Source organism: Streptomyces racemochromogenes, assembly GCF_039535215.1.
Taxonomy (GTDB): domain Bacteria; phylum Actinomycetota; class Actinomycetes; order Streptomycetales; family Streptomycetaceae; genus Streptomyces; species Streptomyces racemochromogenes.
The window spans coordinates 3,822,666-3,838,191 of record NZ_BAAAWT010000001.1; the positions used below are offsets into that span (position 1 = coordinate 3,822,666).

The following is a 15,526-nucleotide window of genomic DNA, read 5'->3' on the forward strand; positions in this document are numbered from 1 at the left end:
GTACGAAAGGCTACGCTCGACGCCATGAGCTGGCTGCGCGCGCTGAGGGACACCGCGCGCGCGGGCATGAAGGTCGAGCGGACCCGCCTGGAGCCCCTCGGCGCCCTCCGGGCCGCCGTCGGGCTCGCGGTCGTCATCGCCGCCGGGCTGGCGCTCCTCGGGCCGGGCGCCGCGGCCAGTTCCGCGTTCGGGGCGTTCATGGCGGCCGTGGCCACCTTCCAGCAGAGCTGGCGCCCGCGTCCCGTGCTCGCCCTCGCCTCCGGGCTGACCCTGGCCGTCTCCACCTTCACCGGGTACCTGGTCGGGTCCGCCGACGTCGGGCTGTTCCTGCCGATGCTCGCCGTCTGGTCCTTCGCGGCGGGGCTGATGTGGGCGGCCGGGCCCACCGCCGGGATCATCGCCTCCGGCAACGTCGCGATCATGCTGGTCACCGTCACCCTGCCGACCTCCGTCCCGCAGGCGGCCGGGCACGCCGCGATGATCGCCGCCGGCGGGGTGGTGCAGGCCCTGCTGATCGTGCTGTTCCCGGTCCGCCGCTGGGGCGCCCGGCGCGACGCCCTGGCCGACGCCCTCGCCGCCGAGGCCGACTACGCCCGCCGGCTGCGGCACGACCCCGTCAGCTCCTTCGACCCCGAGCCGCTGATGAAGGCCCGCGACGCGGCCGCCGTCACCGTCCGGCAGGCCCGGCGGCGGCCCGCCGAGCTGCACGGGGCCCGGGGGCTCGCGGAGCGGGTCCGGCCCGTGCTGGCCTCCCTCGCCGACCCGGCCGTCGGCGCCCCCGCCGAGGGGCCGGCCCGCGACCGGGTGCGGGAGCTGCTGGACGCCGCCGGGGCGGTGCTGGACGCCGCCGCGCACGCCATCCGCCACGGGGACCCCGTACGCCTGCCCGCGCCGGCGCTGGCCGTGCTGAAGGCGCCCGACCTGCCGGAGGTGTTCACCGGCGCGCCGCTACGGGCCGCGCGCAGGCTCGCCGCCCTGCTGGACGACGTACTGGAGACGGCCGAACCGGGCTCCGGGCGCACCGCCGACCCCGCCGAGGCCATGCTGCGGCCCACCGTGCCCGCCCTGGTGCCGCTGGCGCTGAAGGCCGTACGGGCCGAGCTGCGGCCCGGCTCGCCCGTGCTGCGGCACGCCGTGCGGGTGACGGCGGCGGCGTGCGCGGGGTACCTCGTGGGGCACGCGCTGCCGTTCGGGCACGCCTACTGGGCGCCGATGGCCTCGGTGATGGTGATGCGGCCCGACTTCACCCAGACCTGGTCCCGCGCCGTCGCCCGTTTCGGCGGCACCCTCGTGGGGGTGGGCGCGGCCACGGCGGTGGTGCAGCTGGCGCAGCCGGGCATGTACCTGTCGGGGCTGCTGGCCGTCGTCAGCGCGGGCCTGATGTACGTGCTGATGCGCACCGGGTACGCCGTCACGCAGGTCTTCGCCTCCGCGTACGTGGTCTTCCTGCTCGGCATGGGCGGCGTCCGCTGGGACCAGACGGTGCCCGACCGGATCGCCCTCACCCTCGTCGGCGGGGTCCTCGCGATGCTGGCGTACGCGCTCTACCCGGCCTGGGAGACCCCGCGGCTGCGCACCCGCCTCGCCGACTGGCTCGCCGCCGACGGGCGGTACGCGGCGGCCGTGCTCGAGCAGTACGCCGACCCGGCCGGGGCCCGGCGCGCGGACGTGCGTCAGGCGCTGCTGGAGGTCCGGGACGCCCGGCTCGCCTGGCAGGAGGCGCTCGCGCGGGCGGAGGGTGAGCCGGTGCGCCACCGGGGCCTGTCCCGGGCGGCCGCCGAGGGGGCGGGGGACGCGCTGGCGGCGCTGGGCCGGGGCGCGATGCTGCTGGAGGCCCACCTCCCCGACCACGACGGCGAGCCGGTGCCGGGGGCCGCGGAGCTGGCGCGGGCGGTGCGGGAGGCGACCGGGGCGGGGGCGAAGGCGGTGCGGGAGGGCGGGGTCCCGCGGTGGGACGGGGCGCGCGAGCTGCTGGCGGACTGGGAGGCCTCCGGTCCGGGCGTGCTGCGCGGGGCCGCCGGCCAGCTGCGGGAGTCGCTCGAGGAGGCGTCGGAGGCACTGCGCCCCTGACCAGGGCCCCGCGCCGGTGAAACGGAGTGCCGGGGTCCTGAACCGCCACCAATGGTGATCAACAGTGACGGTCGGAACACCCCGCGTGCACGTGCATCTGCCCATGCATGCGGTGGTGAACACAGCTATGATCCGGTGCAGTTGACATCTGCTATCGGGGGCTTCCTGTGGACCACGCGTACAACGGGATGGCAGCTGCAGAACTCACTTCCCTGTACGAGCTGACCTGGCAGAAGAGCAGACACAGCAACTCGCAGGGATCCTGCGTGGAGTTCGCCAGACTGCCCGGGGGCGATGTCGCCATGCGCAACTCGCGCTTTCCCGACGGACCGGCGCTCGTCTACACGCCGGCCGAGATAGAGGCGCTGCTGGCGGGCGTCAAGGACGGCGAATTCGACCACCTGGTCGGCTGACGGAACGGCGCAAAGATCACGCCATGCACGTGCACCGGCCGGGACCGATCGCAGTGATCGGTCCCGGCCGGTGGTCCGAAAGAGCGCCCCGGGGGCGTGGCGCGCGGCGGCTCAGGCCCCGGAGCGCGGGTCCTGGAGCATGAACAGCGCCCAGACCACCTTGCCGGTCAGCCGCCCCGCGAGCGGGTGCCAGCCCCAGCTGTCGCTGTAGGCGTCCACCAGGAACAGCCCCCGCCCCGACTCCAGGTCGCAGTTCTCGTCCGTGCGCTCGGGCGCGAAGGATCCGCCCGGCCGGTCCTCGCTGGGGTCCCGCACCGCGCACACCAGCCGCGTGCTCCACCGCATCAGGTGCAGCCGTACCGGCGCCTCCGGTTCGCCGGACGGCCGCGCCTCGTCCGGCAGGGCGTGGCGCAGGGCGTTGGTGACGAGTTCGGAGACGACGAGCGAGACGTCGTCGAAGCGGTTGTCCAGGTCCCACTGGGAGAGGGTCGACCTGGTGAAGGAGCGGGCGCCGCGCACCGCGTCGAAACGGGCCGGCAGGGCGCAGGAGGCGGAACCGGAGACAGCCGTGGGGTCGACCGGGGGCAGCCCCTGCCGTAACGGCTCGAGCATGACCGATCCATTCGTCCCCATGCGAGGCACTCCCGGGATTCGCGGGCGAAGCGGGCGGCTCCGTCCAAAGAGAACTGCGGGGTGGGTCCCGCGCCGGCGCGAAGAGCACGCAGGTGCGCGGCACCATCGTTCCGAATGCCGAAGCCGGATGCAAGGGCAGATGCACGTGCACGCGCCCGACCCGTCCACTCACGTGACGGTTCTTGCTCATTTCTTCCTACGCATACTTACGGACTTCTTTTCCGGGACGCCGGATTCCGTTACAGAACGAGTACGGGCCGATGCGTTTTGGTGGCAGACTGCGGCACCGGGGTACGGGGGTCCCGACGAGGCACGCGCACACCACGCGCACACCATTGCGATGGGGAGGGCAGTACTAGTGACCGCAGAAGCCAGCGGTTCTGTGGTGCGCCGCATCCTCCTGGGCTCACAGCTCAGGCGACTCCGAGAATCCCGCGGCATCACCCGTGAGGCGGCCGGCTACTCGATCCGCGCATCCGAATCGAAGATCAGCCGCTTGGAGTTGGGAAGGGTGAGCTTCAAGGCCAGGGACGTGGAGGACCTCCTGACGCTCTACGGGGTCACCGACGGCGCCGAGCGGGAGTCCCTGCTCGGCCTGGTCCGAGAGGCGAACGCGGCGGGCTGGTGGCACAGCTACGGCGACGTGCTGCCCGGGTGGTTCCAGACGTACATCGGACTGGAGGGGGCGGCCTCCCTCATCCGCATCTACGAGGTCCAGTTCGTCCACGGCCTGCTCCAGACCGAGGCGTACGCCCAGGCCGTCGTGCGCCGCGGCATGCCCGGCGCGAGCGCCGCCGAGATCGACCGCCGCGTCGCGCTGCGCCTGGAGCGCCAGAAGGTGCTGGTCTCCGAGAACGCCCCCGTCTTCCACGCCGTACTCGACGAGGCCGCGCTGCGCCGCCCCTACGGCGACCGGGACGTGATGCGCGGTCAGCTCGAACACCTCATCGAGATCAGCCAGCGGCCCAACGTGCGGCTCCAGGTGATGCCCTTCTCCTTCGGCGGACACGCGGGAGAGAGCGGAGCCTTCACCCTGCTGCGCTTCCCCGAGTCCGACCTCCAGGACATCGTCTATCTGGAACAGCTGACCAGCGCGCTCTACCTGGACAAAGAAGAAGAAGTGGCCCAGTACGCGCGGGCGATGGAACGGCTCCAGGCCGACTGCCCGGATCCGGGACAGACCCGCGATCTCCTGCGCGGACTCCTCCAACTGTCTTGAACCGCACGTACTATGACGTCTGATCAGTGCATGAAGATGACCGATCGGTCTCCGGTGCAGCGCAAGGGTGCGCGCTCGCAGTAAGGGATGGCATGTCCATATTCACCGACCTGGCTCACCAGTACATCGACGGCGAATGGCTGGCCGGCACCGGTTCGTGGGACATCATCGACGTCAACCCCTACAACGGGGAGAAGCTCGCGGCCGTCACCGTGGCCACCGTCGAGCAGGTCGACCGGGCCTACCGCGCCGCCGAGCGGGCCCAGCGCGACTGGGCGGCCACCGGACCCTACGCGAGACGCACCGTCCTGGAGCGCGCCCTGCGGATCACGGAGGAGCGCCACAAGGAGATCGTCGAGGCGATGATCGACGAACTCGGCGGGACCCGTCCCAAGGCCGAGTACGAGGTCCACCTCGCGATGGAGTTCCTGCGCGAGGCGGTCCAGCTCGCCGTCCGCCCCGACGGCCGCATCCTGCCCTCGCCCGTCGCCGGCAAGGAGAACCGGGTCCAGCGCCTCCCGGTCGGCGTGGTGGCGGTGATCAGCCCCTTCAACTTCCCCTTCCTGGTGACCCTGAAGTCGGTCGCCCCGGCGCTGGCGCTGGGCAACGCGGTCGTGATCAAGCCCAACCAGAACGCCCCGGTCGCCGGCGGCGGGATCATCGCCAAGATCTTCGAGGACGCGGGCCTGCCGGCCGGACTGCTGAACGTGCTGGTCACGGACATCGCCGAGATAGGCGACGCGATCCTGACCCACCCCGTCCCCAAGGTCATCTCCTTCGCCGGCTCCGACCGCACCGGCCGCCACGTCGGCTCGGTCGCCGCGCGCCACTTCAAGCGCACGGTCCTCGAGCTGAGCGGCAACAGCGCCCTGGTCGTCCTCGACGACGCCGACGTCGACTACGCGGTGGACGCGGCCGTCTTCAGCCGCTTCGTCTTCCAGGGCCAGGTCTGCATGGCCGCCAACCGGATCCTCGTCGACGCGAGCGTGGCCGAGGAGTTCACCGAGAAGTTCACCGCCCGCGTGCGCGCCCTGAAGACCGGGGACCCCCGCGAGGCCGACACCCACATCGGCCCGCTCATCAACTCCTTCCAGGCGGACGCGCTCACCGCGCTCGTGGACCGCGCCGTCGAGTCCGGGGCACGGGCGCTCGTACGGGGATCTACGCGCGGCAACCTGGTCGAGCCGACCGTCCTCACCGACCTCCCCGAGGACTCCCCGCTGCTGGGGCAGGAGATCTTCGGGCCGGTCGCCCTGCTGGTGGTCTTCGACGGGGAGGAGGAGGCCGTACGCCTGGCCAACGCGACCCCGTACGGGCTCAGCGGCGCGGTGCACACCCGCGACGTGGAGCGGGGCGTCCGCTTCGCCCGGCGCGTCGAGACCGGCATGTTCCACGTCAACGACTCCACCATCGTGGACGAGCCCCTCACGGCCTTCGGCGGCGAGAAGGCCTCCGGTCTGGGCCGGCTCGGCGGTGAGGCCACCGTGGAGGCCTTCACCACCCAGAAGTGGATCTCGGTCCAGCACGGCCGCACCCAGTTCCCCTTCTGACCTTTTCCACCCAGAGCGGGGTTGCGGACAGAACCTGACCGCAAGGCTCCGTAGCGTGTTCCTTGTGTGCGGGGAGAGCCCCCGCACAGGGGACGAAGAGGTGGATGGTCATGGCGGAGATTTCCGGTGAGGTCCTGGGCGACGAGCGCGGCACCCTGCTCGCCTTCATCGAGTCCCAGCGCGCGGCGGTGCGCGAGGCGGTCGCGGGTCTGACCGAGGAGCAGGCCGCCAGCCGCCCGAGCGCCAGTGAGCTGTCCCTGTCCGGCCTGCTCAAGCACGTGGCCGAGGTGGAGCTGGGCTGGCTCCGGATGGCGCAGCAGCGGGACAACGAGGTCGCCGGCGCCCGCGAGGACTACTCCGAGGGCTTCCGGCTGACCGGCGAGGAGACGATTCCGGCGGTCCAGGCCTTCTGGGACGGGGTGACCGAGGAGCTGACCGCCTTCGTCGCCGACCTGCCCAGCCTGGACCAGACGTTCCCGCTGCCGCCGGCCCCGTGGTTCCCCGAGAACGGCAAGGTCTCCATGCGCTGGATGCTCCTGCACCTGATCGAGGAGTTCGCCCGGCACGCGGGTCACGCGGACATCATCCGCGAGAGCCTGGACGGCACCAAGGCGATGGGCTGACCCCGGCGGTCCGGCTTTCCCGGCTTTCCCCGGGACACGGGCTTGCACCTCACGCGGCGTGAGGAACCACAGTGGAGGGCGTACCCCACCGGAAGGAGCGGAAGGCGATGGGCTACTCCGTGGGCCAGGTCGCCGGTTTCGCCGGAGTCACGGTGCGCACCCTGCACCACTACGACGAGATCGGGCTGCTCTCCCCGAGCGGCCGCAGCGGCGCGGGACACCGGCGTTACGACGACGCCGACCTGGACCGGCTGCAGCGGATCCTGTTCTACCGGGAGCTCGGCTTCCCGCTCGACGAGGTCGCGGTCCTGCTGGACGATCCGCACGCGGACCCGAGGGAGCACCTGCGCCGGCAGCACGCCCTCCTGTCCGAGCGGATCGGCCGGCTCCAGCAGATGGCCAAGGCCGTCGAGCACGCCATGGAGGCGAACAAGATGGGCATCAACCTCACGCCCGAGGAACGGTTCGAGGTCTTCGGCGACAAGGACCCCGAGCAGTACGCGCAGGAGGCCGAGGAGCGCTGGGGCGGCACGGAGGCCTACGCGGAGTCGCAGCGCCGGGCCGCCGGCTACACGAAGGACGACTGGAAGCGCGTCCAGGAGGAGTCCGCCGACTGGGGCGTGCGGTACGCGGCGCTGGTCGCGGCGGGCGAGCCGGCGGACGGCGAGGCGGCCATGGCCATGGCCGAGGAGCACCGGCTGCACATCGGGCACTGGTACTACGACTGCCCGTACGAGATGCACACCTGCCTCGGTGACATGTACGTCGCGGACGAGCGCTTCAAGGCGTACTACGACTCGATGGGTCCCGGCGTCGCCGAGCACCTGCGGGACGCGATCACGGCGAACGCCGTGCGCAACGCGTAGCCGCCCGTAGCAAGGCGTAGCGGAACCTCCACGCCTCCCGCCCCCTCCGGTCCCTGGAACCCGGTGGGGGCGGCGTGCGTTCATAATTGAGACCGCCTGCCAAGTCTCGTCCCCCACCGCAGACGTCCCCCTGATCCAGGAGAGCCCGGAAACGTGGAACCCCTCTACACGCTTGCCCTCGGCCCCGAGTGGCTGTCCCCGGAGTACCTGATCGGGCACTTCGGCCTGATCGGCATCCTGGTCATCGTCTTCGCGGAATCGGGCTTCTTCGCGTTCCTGCCCGGCGACTCCCTGCTGTTCACGGCGGGCCTGTTCGTCGCCAGCGGCGACATCAGCCAGCCGCTGTGGCTGGTCTGCACGATGATCGCGGCCGCCGCGATCCTCGGCGACCAGGTGGGGTACCTGCTCGGCAAGTTCTTCGGCCCGAAGCTCTTCAACCGGCCGAACAGCAAGGTCTTCAAGAAGGAGAACCTGGACGCCGCGCACGACTTCATGGAGAAGCACGGCCCCAAGGCCATCGTGCTGGCCCGTTTCGTGCCGATCATCCGCACGTTCGCGCCCATGGTGGCCGGGGCGAGCGCCATGAAGTACCGGACCTTCCTGACCTTCAACATCATCGGCGGTGTCCTCTGGGGCGCGGGCGTCACCGTCCTCGGCTACCAGCTGGGCCAGTTCGAGGTCATCAAGAAGAACGTCGAGCCGATCTTCATCGGCATCGTGCTGATCTCGGTGATCCCGGTGATCTTCGAGGTGCTGAAGGCCCGCAAGACCAAGAAGGCCGAGGCGGCCGCCGGTCCGGCGCAGCCCGGCTACCCGCAGCAGGACCAGCAGCAGCCGCCGGCCCCCGGCCAGCGCGGCCGCCACGCCAAGCGCTGAGGCCCCGCCGGGCGCCCCGGCCCTGCCGAGCCCCTGGAACCACCCCGTACGCCCCGGAGACGTCCCCGTCCCCGGGGCGTACGCGCATCCGGGGCCCGCGGGGCGCCGGAGGGCGTCAGAAGCCGCGGGTGCGCTTCGCCGCCGCCCGGCGCCTGGCCGCGGTGCGCGCGCCCGGGATCCGCATGAAGAGCCGTGAGCCCTCGGAGCCGAGGTTCACCCCGATCGCGATCGCGAGCGCGATGGCGGCGGCGTTGGTGAGCGAGGCGAGCCCCCTGTCGAGCCGGTTCTCGGCGATCGAGAGCAGCCCGTAGTACGTGGCCGAACCCGGTAGCAGCGGCCCGATCGCGGCCGTCACGTACGGCAGGGCGGAGGCGAACCGGTAGCGCGAGAAGAGCTGGCCGAACAGGCCGACCAGGCCGGCGGCGATGGCCGTGGACGGCACCGGCGGCAGCTCGGCGGCGCGCAGCGCGCCGAAGGTCGCCCAGGCGACCCCGCCGTTGAGGGTCACGATCCACACCGTGGAGCGCTCCTGCTGGAGCAGGATCGCGAAGGTGAACACCAGGACCATCGAGGCGAGGATCTGGAGCACGGGGCGGTGCGGGATCTGGAGCACCTCGTCCGGGTTCGGCGAGGGCCCGAACTGGAGGCCGACGTAGATCACCGCGAGGACGCCGACGATGATCCCGATGAAGAGGTACATGACCTCCAGCAGGCGGGCGGAGGCGGTGATGTAGAAGCCGGTGAGCCCGTCCTGCACGGCGGCGACCAGGGCCCGCCCGGGCAGCAGCGCGAACAGCCCGCCGGTGATCACGGCGGAGGCGCGGACGTCGAACTCGGCGATCTTCAGGGCCACGCCGATGGCGGCCGGCGGCATCGCGGCGACGACGAACTGGTAGAACTCGGGCAGCCCGCGGTCGGCGAAGTACCAGGCCAGGCGGTCGCCGAGGACGGCGCCGAGGGCGGCGCAGAAGAAGACGGTCACCCCGCCGCCGACCAGCGTGGAGGCGGCCCCCGCGAGCAGCCCGGCGGCGGCGGTGAGCACCCAGGTCGGGTACGGGTGGCGGTTGCGCCGGATCACGGCGAGCCGGCGGTAGGCCTCCTCCAGGGAGACCTCGACCTCGGGCGTGCTGATGTCGTCGACCAGCCGGAAGACGGCGGCCAGGCGGGTGTAGTCGGTGCCGCGGCGGCGCACGGTGCGGTTCGCGGAGACGGGGTCGCCGACCAGGGAGGGCTGGTAGGTGATGGACAGCAGGGTGAAGGTGACGGTGGGCTCGCAGCGGTCGAGCCCGTAGGAGCGGGCCACCGCGAACATCGCGGCCTCCACGTCCTCGGCGCCCTCGCCGCCCGCGAGGAGCAGCTCGCCGATGCGCAGGGTCAGGTCGAGCACGCGGCCCACGGCGGGGCCGGACTCGCTCTGCCGCTGGGCCGGCTCGGGGACCGGCCGGACGTCCACCGGCATGCGCAGCATCGTGCGCATCCGGTCCTGCCAGGGGGAGGAGGCGGGGAAGCCGGGGGCCGGGAGGGGGGTGTGGGCGGGCGGGGACTGGCTCGCGCTGTAGGTGGCCGGGGCGGCGAAGGCGGAACCCCCGGCCTCGGCGGGGGGCGGGCTGGCGCCCTCCGGCATGGCGAACTCGGACGTGGGCTGGTCCTCGAACGGAACCTCGGGCTCCATGCCGGGCGGCGGAGTGAACGCGCTGCGCGCCTCGTCGGACTTCGGCTTCCGGTCCTCGGGACCGGCTCCTTCGGCCTCCGCCACGCATCCTCCCACCCTTGATCACCTGGCGGTATCAGTATGCGGAATCGTTTCATCCGTGGCGAAGCGAGCCCGTGCCGGCGCCGGGTGGGCCCCGGGCGGGCCGGGAACGCCGCGGCGGGCGGCACCTGAGGGGTGCCGCCCGCCGCGGGAGGTCCGGAGTACCGGCGGAGCCTAGTGGTGGCCGCCCTGGGCCTCCAGGCGCTTGAACGAGGCCTCGATCTCGGCCTCGGCCTCGGCGCGGCCGACCCAGTTCGCGCCCTCGACGGACTTGCCCGGCTCCAGGTCCTTGTAGACCTCGAAGAAGTGCTGGATCTCCAGGCGGTCGAACTCGGAGATGTGGTGGATGTCGCGCAGGTGCTCGACGCGCGGGTCGGAGGCCGGCACGCACAGCAGCTTGGCGTCGCCGCCCGCCTCGTCGGTCATGTTGAACATGCCGATCGCGCGGCACTTGATCAGGCAGCCCGGGAAGGTGGGCTCGTCCAGGATGACCAGCGCGTCCAGCGGGTCGCCGTCCTCGCCGAGGGTGTTCTCGACGAAGCCGTAGTCCGTCGGGTAGCTGGTCGAGGTGAAGAGGCGACGGTCCAGACGGATCCGGCCGGTCTCGTGGTCCACCTCGTACTTGTTCCGCGAACCCTTGGGGATCTCGATGGTGACGTCGAACTCCACGTCCTGCTCCTCCATGATCAGCTCCGGCCCAGTGCCGAAGCTTGACTGCTTCGAGACGGCATTTGATTCAAATGCGCGCGCGTCCGGCCCAGCCCTGCGGGTGGGGTGCCATGCTCGCGGCAAGACGCAGTGATTAAGTGTCCCTCACGCATATGTGTGATCGCGAAAGGGGCTGGTCCGAGGTGCCATTGGTCAAGACGTGGCAGCTCATCGCAGGGTCGGCCGTCGCCGGCCTCGCCCTGTCGGCTGCGATGGTCGCCACCGCCGGTCCTTGGGACTCCGGCCAGCGTAAGGCCGAGCGGGACAGGGCTGCCTCCTGGAGCCGGACGGGTGGTGCAGATCACGCCGCCGGCGGCCTCCCGCAGGCCGCACCCAGCGCCCCCGGGGTACTCGGCGCCCTCGCCCCGCGCCCGAACACCGGCGCCGCCGCGCTCGCCGGGGCCCTCACCCCGCTGCTCGCCGACCCCTCGCTCGGCACCGCGCGCGGGGCCTCGGTGATCGACGTCGCGACGGGCCAGGTGCTCTACGAGTCCGGGGCGGGCGACCCCATGACCCCGGCCTCCACCATCAAGATCGCCACCGCGAGCGCCGCCCTGGCCGCGCTCGGGCCCGAACACCGGATCCGGACCACCGTGACGCCCGGAGCCGGCCCCGGCGAGATCGTCCTGGTCGGCGGCGGCGACCCGTCCCTCACCGCCAAGAAGAAGAGCCCCGCCGGCTCCGGCGGCAGCCTCGTGGCCCTCGCCGCCGACACCGCCCAGGCCCTCAAGGCCGCCGGCACCGACACCGTGACCCTCGGCTACGACGACTCCCTCTACACCGGACCCGTCCGCCACCCCATCGGCCGCGACGAGAACATCGCCCCCGTCACCGCCCTCACCGCCGACGAGGGCCGCCCCGACGACTCCACCTCCGGGCCCGTGGACCGCTCCGACGACCCCTCCAGGGACACTGCCCGCTCCTTCGCCGCCCTGCTGCGCGACCGCGGCATCAAGGTGGGCGGCGAACCCGCCAGGGCGAAGGCCCCCGCCGGGGCCCAGCCGCTGGCCACCACCCTCTCCACCCCCCTCGCCGGGCTCGTGGAGCGGATGCTGACCAACAGCGACAACGACATCGCCGAGGCCCTCGCCCGCCAGACCGCCCTCGCCGCCGGCCGGCCCGCCAGCTTCGAGGGCGGCGAGCAGGCCGTCACCGAGAAGCTGGCCTCCCTCGGCCTCGACCTCAAGGGCACCCGCTTCGCCGACGGCAGCGGCCTCAACCGGGCCGACCGGCTCAGCACCCGCCTCCTGACGGCCCTCCTCGCCAAGGCCGCCGACCCCCGCCACCCCGAGCTGCGGCCGGTCCTCACCGGCCTGCCCGTCGCCGGCTTCACCGGAACCCTGCGCGCCCGCAACACCGGCGACTCCGCGGCGGCCGGCCTGGTCCGGGCCAAGACCGGCACCCTCACCGTGGCGAACGGCCTCGCCGGCACCGTCGTCGCCCCGTCCGGGCGGCTCCTCGCCTTCGCCTTCCTGGCCGCGAACACCCCCGACAAGACCGCTGCCGAGAAGGGCCTCGACAAACTGGCCGCCGCCGTCGCCGCCACCCCCTGACCCACGGGGGGATCCTCTCCAGACTCCGTCCGGGGGGACCCCCAACGGCGCCGGTCCACGTACGGTTGACGCATGACGAGCATCGGTGGTGCGGAGATGGTCGACTGGAACCTCGCGGTGGCGACCGCGACCCGGCTGGTCAGGCCGGGTCCGGAAGTCAGCCGCGACGAGGCCCGGGCCGTGGTGGCGGAACTCCGTCGGCACGCCAGGACCTCCGAGGAGCACGTGCGCGCGTTCACCCGGATGATCCCCGAGGGCTCCCCCCTCCCCGACACCCCCGTCCTCGTCGTCGACCGGGCCGGCTGGATCAAGGCCAACGTCGCGGGCTTCCGCGAACTCCTCGGCCCCCTCCTCGGCAAGATGCAGGACCGCCGCTCCGCCACCCCCGGCGGCGCCGTCATCGGCTCCGTCGGCGGCAAGGTCACCGGCGTCGAGCTGGGCATGCTGCTCAGCTTCCTGGCCTCCCGCGTCCTCGGCCAGTACGAGACCTTCGCGCCCGCCGGCCCCGACCTGCCGGGCGGCGCCGCCACCGGCGGCCGCCTGCTGCTCGTCGCGCCGAACATCGTGCACGTCGAACGCGAGCTGGGGGTGCACCCGCACGACTTCCGGCTCTGGGTCTGCCTGCACGAGGAGACGCACCGCACCCAGTTCACCGCCGTCCCCTGGCTGCGCGCCCACCTGGAGGGCGAGATCCAGACCTTCCTCGGCGCCACCGAGTTGGAACCCGGCGCCGTCCTGGAGCGGATCCGCGAGGCCGTCCAGTCCTTCGCCGGAGCCCGCGCCGAAGGCGAACGCGGCGACGAGGCCCCCTCCCTCGTCGAACTCGTCCAGACCCCCCAGCAGCGCGAGGTCCTCGCCCGGCTCACCGCCGTCATGTCCCTGCTGGAGGGCCACGCCGACTTCGTCATGGACGGCGTCGGACCCGAGGTCGTCCCCTCCGTCGCCGAGATCCGCGAGAAGTTCCAGCAGCGCCGGGCCAGCGGCGCCGGCCGCCTCGACGCCGCCCTGCGCAAGGTCCTCGGCCTCGACGCCAAGCTGCGCCAGTACCGCGACGGCGAGCGCTTCGTACGGGCCGTCGTCGGCCAGGTCGGCATGGACGGCTTCAACCGGGTGTGGACCTCGCCCAACACCCTCCCCACCAAGGCCGAGATCGCCCGCCCCGCGGACTGGGTGGCCCGGGTCCACCGCAAGGGCGGCACGCAGAGCGAAGAAAGGTGAAGCAGGAGGCGTAAACGTGTCTCACTGGGGGAAGCAGCATCACCCTTCCGAGGGACCGTGAGCCGTGGAAGGGCGTGCGATGCTCGGGGAACGGCTCGGTTCTGTCACCATCGACGCACTCTGAGTGACATTCCGCATCTCCCCCGCGCAACACCCGAAGCCTCCGAGCATCCGAACTCCACGAAGGGCACCGGACATGGGTCCCCATCCTGCGGTCGCGGCGATACGCCTGGCGGTCCGCCGCGTACTCCACGACGTCCTCACCGACCTCACCGACATCCCCCGCCCCCGCGGGGCGGGCGGCCAGCCCCTCGTCCTCGTCGCCTGCTCCGGCGGCGCGGACTCCATGGCGCTCGCCTCCGCCCTCGCCTTCGAGGCACCCAAGCTCGGCATCCGGGCGGGCGGCATCACCGTCGACCACGGCCTCCAGGTCGGCTCCGACCTGCGCGCCGCGGAGGTCGTGAGCCGCATGACCGCGCTCCGCCTCGACCCGGTGGAGTCCGTCGCCGTGCACGTCGGCCGCGAGGGCGGACCCGAGGCCGCGGCCCGCGACGCCCGCTACGCCGCCCTCGACGAGGCGGCCGACCGGCTCGGGGCCTGCGCCGTGCTGCTCGGCCACACCCGCGACGACCAGGCCGAAACCGTCCTGCTCGGCCTCGCCCGCGGCTCCGGCATCCGCTCCCTGTCCGGCATGGCCGAAGTCTCCGGCGGCCCCGGCCGCACCAACCGCTACCGGCGGCCCTTCCTCCAGGTCGACCGGCAGACGGCCCGCAAGGCCTGCATGGTCCAGTCCCTGCCCGTCTGGGACGACCCGCACAACCTCGACCCCGCCTACACCCGCTCCCGGCTGCGCCACGAGGGACTGCCCGCCCTGGAGAAGGCGCTCGGCAAGGGAGTCGTGGAAGCGCTCGCCCGCACCGCCCAGCTCTCCCGCGACGACGCCGACGCCCTCGACGCCTGGGCCGCCGACGCCGAGGCGGGCGTGCGCGACGAGGACGGCCGCCTGGAGTGCGCCAAGCTCTACGCGCTGCCCCCGGCCGTCCGCCGCCGCGTGCTGCGCCGGGCCGTGGTCGCCGCCGGCTCCCCCGCCGGCTCGCTCTTCGCCCGCCACATCGAGGAAGTCGACCGCCTCATCACCGGATGGCGGGGCCAGGGCGCCATCAACCTGCCCGGCCGCGTCGAGGCCCAGCGGCAGGGTGGCAGACTTGTCATCCGGCAGGGCTGATTGGTGCTGAAACACGGCTGAGTCCTCCGGGGCACCCCCCGGAGCCCCGGCCGACAACGAAAGTGATGCGGGTGGACGAGAAGGACATGGGCAACGACCTCCAGTCGGTGCTCATCACCAAGGAAGAGATCGACGCGAAGCTGGCCGAGCTGGCCGCGAAGATCGACGCGGAGTACGCGGGCAAGGACCTGCTCATCGTCGGCGTGCTCAAGGGCGCCGTCATGGTGATGGCGGACCTGGCGCGCGCCTTGTCCACCCCGCTCACCATGGACTGGATGGCGGTGTCCTCGTACGGCGCCGGGACCCAGTCCTCGGGCGTGGTGCGGATCCTCAAGGACCTGGACACCGACATCAAGGACAAGCACGTCCTGATCGTCGAGGACATCATCGACTCGGGCCTGACCCTGTCCTGGCTGCTGTCGAACCTCGGCTCCCGCCAGCCGGCCTCCCTCAAGGTCGTCACGCTGCTGCGCAAGCCCGAGGCCGCGAAGGTCGCGATCGACGTCGAGTGGGTCGGCTTCGACATCCCGAACGAGTTCGTCGTCGGCTACGGCCTCGACTACGCGGAGAAGTACCGCAACCTGCCGTTCGTCGGCACGCTCGCCCCGCACGTCTACGGCGGCTGACCGCGTCCTTCGCGGACGCCGTCACCGCCGGCGCCCCCGGGGGAACCCGGGGGCGGTTCCCGACGTTGGAGCAGGGGAAGGCGGGTCTGTCAGCCGTCCCTTGAGGCCGCGGGTGACAATACAGAGGTACATTCCGAAGAACAGTCTTTACTCACAGCAGCATTTACCTACGGGCAGGAGGGACGGGGTGCCC

The 15,526-nt window shown here is 72.4% G+C and carries 13 protein-coding genes and 1 pseudogene; 11 read left to right on the top strand and 3 right to left on the bottom strand.

From position 1 onward, the window contains the following. Positions 1-24 precede the first annotated feature (24 nt). Positions 25-2,070 (top strand): FUSC family protein, encoded by a 2,046-nt coding sequence (locus tag ABD973_RS17725; RefSeq protein WP_345500833.1) that lies wholly within the window; start codon positions 25-27, stop codon positions 2,068-2,070. 167 nt (positions 2,071-2,237) lie between these two features. Continuing rightward, positions 2,238-2,483, top strand: coding sequence for a DUF397 domain-containing protein (locus ABD973_RS17730; protein ID WP_007264886.1), 246 nt, complete (start codon positions 2,238-2,240; stop codon positions 2,481-2,483). Between the two features lie 111 nt (positions 2,484-2,594). On the opposite strand, the gene ABD973_RS17735 is transcribed toward ABD973_RS17730, so the two are convergent. Then, positions 2,595-3,116 carry an ATP-binding protein gene (locus ABD973_RS17735; protein ID WP_125602648.1) on the bottom strand — a complete coding sequence of 174 codons (522 nt, stop codon included), beginning with the start codon at positions 3,114-3,116 and terminating at the stop codon, positions 2,595-2,597. Between the two features lie 340 nt (positions 3,117-3,456). Here ABD973_RS17735 and ABD973_RS17740 point away from each other — a divergent pair, with 340 nt between their 5' ends. From ABD973_RS17740 to ABD973_RS17760, 5 genes and pseudogenes are all read left to right on the top strand, one after another. After that, positions 3,457-4,335, top strand: a complete 879-nt coding sequence (locus ABD973_RS17740; RefSeq protein ID WP_125602646.1) for a helix-turn-helix domain-containing protein — start codon at positions 3,457-3,459, stop codon at positions 4,333-4,335. Positions 4,336-4,427: 92 nt separating this feature from the next. Then, on the top strand, positions 4,428-5,885 hold the full coding sequence (locus ABD973_RS17745) for an aldehyde dehydrogenase family protein (RefSeq protein ID WP_345500837.1): 1,458 nt from the start codon (positions 4,428-4,430) through the stop codon (positions 5,883-5,885). A 104-nt stretch (positions 5,886-5,989) separates the two neighbouring features. Next, complete coding sequence (locus ABD973_RS17750; protein WP_125821534.1) at positions 5,990-6,508, top strand: DinB family protein; 519 nt, start codon at positions 5,990-5,992, stop codon at positions 6,506-6,508. A gap of 107 nt (positions 6,509-6,615) precedes the next feature. Next, on the top strand, positions 6,616-7,374 hold the full coding sequence (locus ABD973_RS17755) for a MerR family transcriptional regulator (RefSeq protein ID WP_125821533.1): 759 nt from the start codon (positions 6,616-6,618) through the stop codon (positions 7,372-7,374). A gap of 153 nt (positions 7,375-7,527) precedes the next feature. Next, a pseudogene (locus tag ABD973_RS17760) lies at positions 7,528-8,220 on the top strand (DedA family protein); the annotation flags it as partial. 145 nt (positions 8,221-8,365) lie between these two features. Here ABD973_RS17760 and ABD973_RS17765 read toward each other — a convergent pair. Both ABD973_RS17765 and ABD973_RS17770 read right to left on the bottom strand, forming a co-directional pair. After that, the gene (locus tag ABD973_RS17765) at positions 8,366-10,006 is read right to left on the bottom strand and encodes a threonine/serine exporter family protein (protein ID WP_241253286.1); all 1,641 of its coding nucleotides are present in this window, start codon (positions 10,004-10,006) and stop codon (positions 8,366-8,368) included. 171 nt (positions 10,007-10,177) lie between these two features. Further along, a complete protein-coding gene (locus ABD973_RS17770) occupies positions 10,178-10,672 on the bottom strand; it encodes an inorganic diphosphatase (protein ID WP_045946146.1) in 495 nt (164 codons plus the stop codon). Between the two features lie 152 nt (positions 10,673-10,824). On the opposite strand from ABD973_RS17770, the gene dacB reads away from it, so the two are divergent. From dacB to hpt, 4 genes are all read left to right on the top strand, one after another. Further along, on the top strand, positions 10,825-12,264 hold the full coding sequence (dacB, locus tag ABD973_RS17775) for a D-alanyl-D-alanine carboxypeptidase/D-alanyl-D-alanine endopeptidase (protein ID WP_345500840.1): 1,440 nt from the start codon (positions 10,825-10,827) through the stop codon (positions 12,262-12,264). 72 nt (positions 12,265-12,336) lie between these two features. Beyond that, a complete protein-coding gene (locus tag ABD973_RS17780; protein WP_125821531.1) occupies positions 12,337-13,482 on the top strand; it encodes a zinc-dependent metalloprotease in 1,146 nt (381 codons plus the stop codon). A 196-nt stretch (positions 13,483-13,678) separates the two neighbouring features. Next, on the top strand, positions 13,679-14,707 hold the full coding sequence (gene tilS, locus ABD973_RS17785) for a tRNA lysidine(34) synthetase TilS (protein WP_125595577.1): 1,029 nt from the start codon (positions 13,679-13,681) through the stop codon (positions 14,705-14,707). Between the two features lie 65 nt (positions 14,708-14,772). After that, complete coding sequence (gene hpt / locus ABD973_RS17790) at positions 14,773-15,333, top strand: hypoxanthine phosphoribosyltransferase (RefSeq protein WP_007264874.1); 561 nt, start codon at positions 14,773-14,775, stop codon at positions 15,331-15,333. Positions 15,334-15,526: the final 193 nt, after the last annotated feature.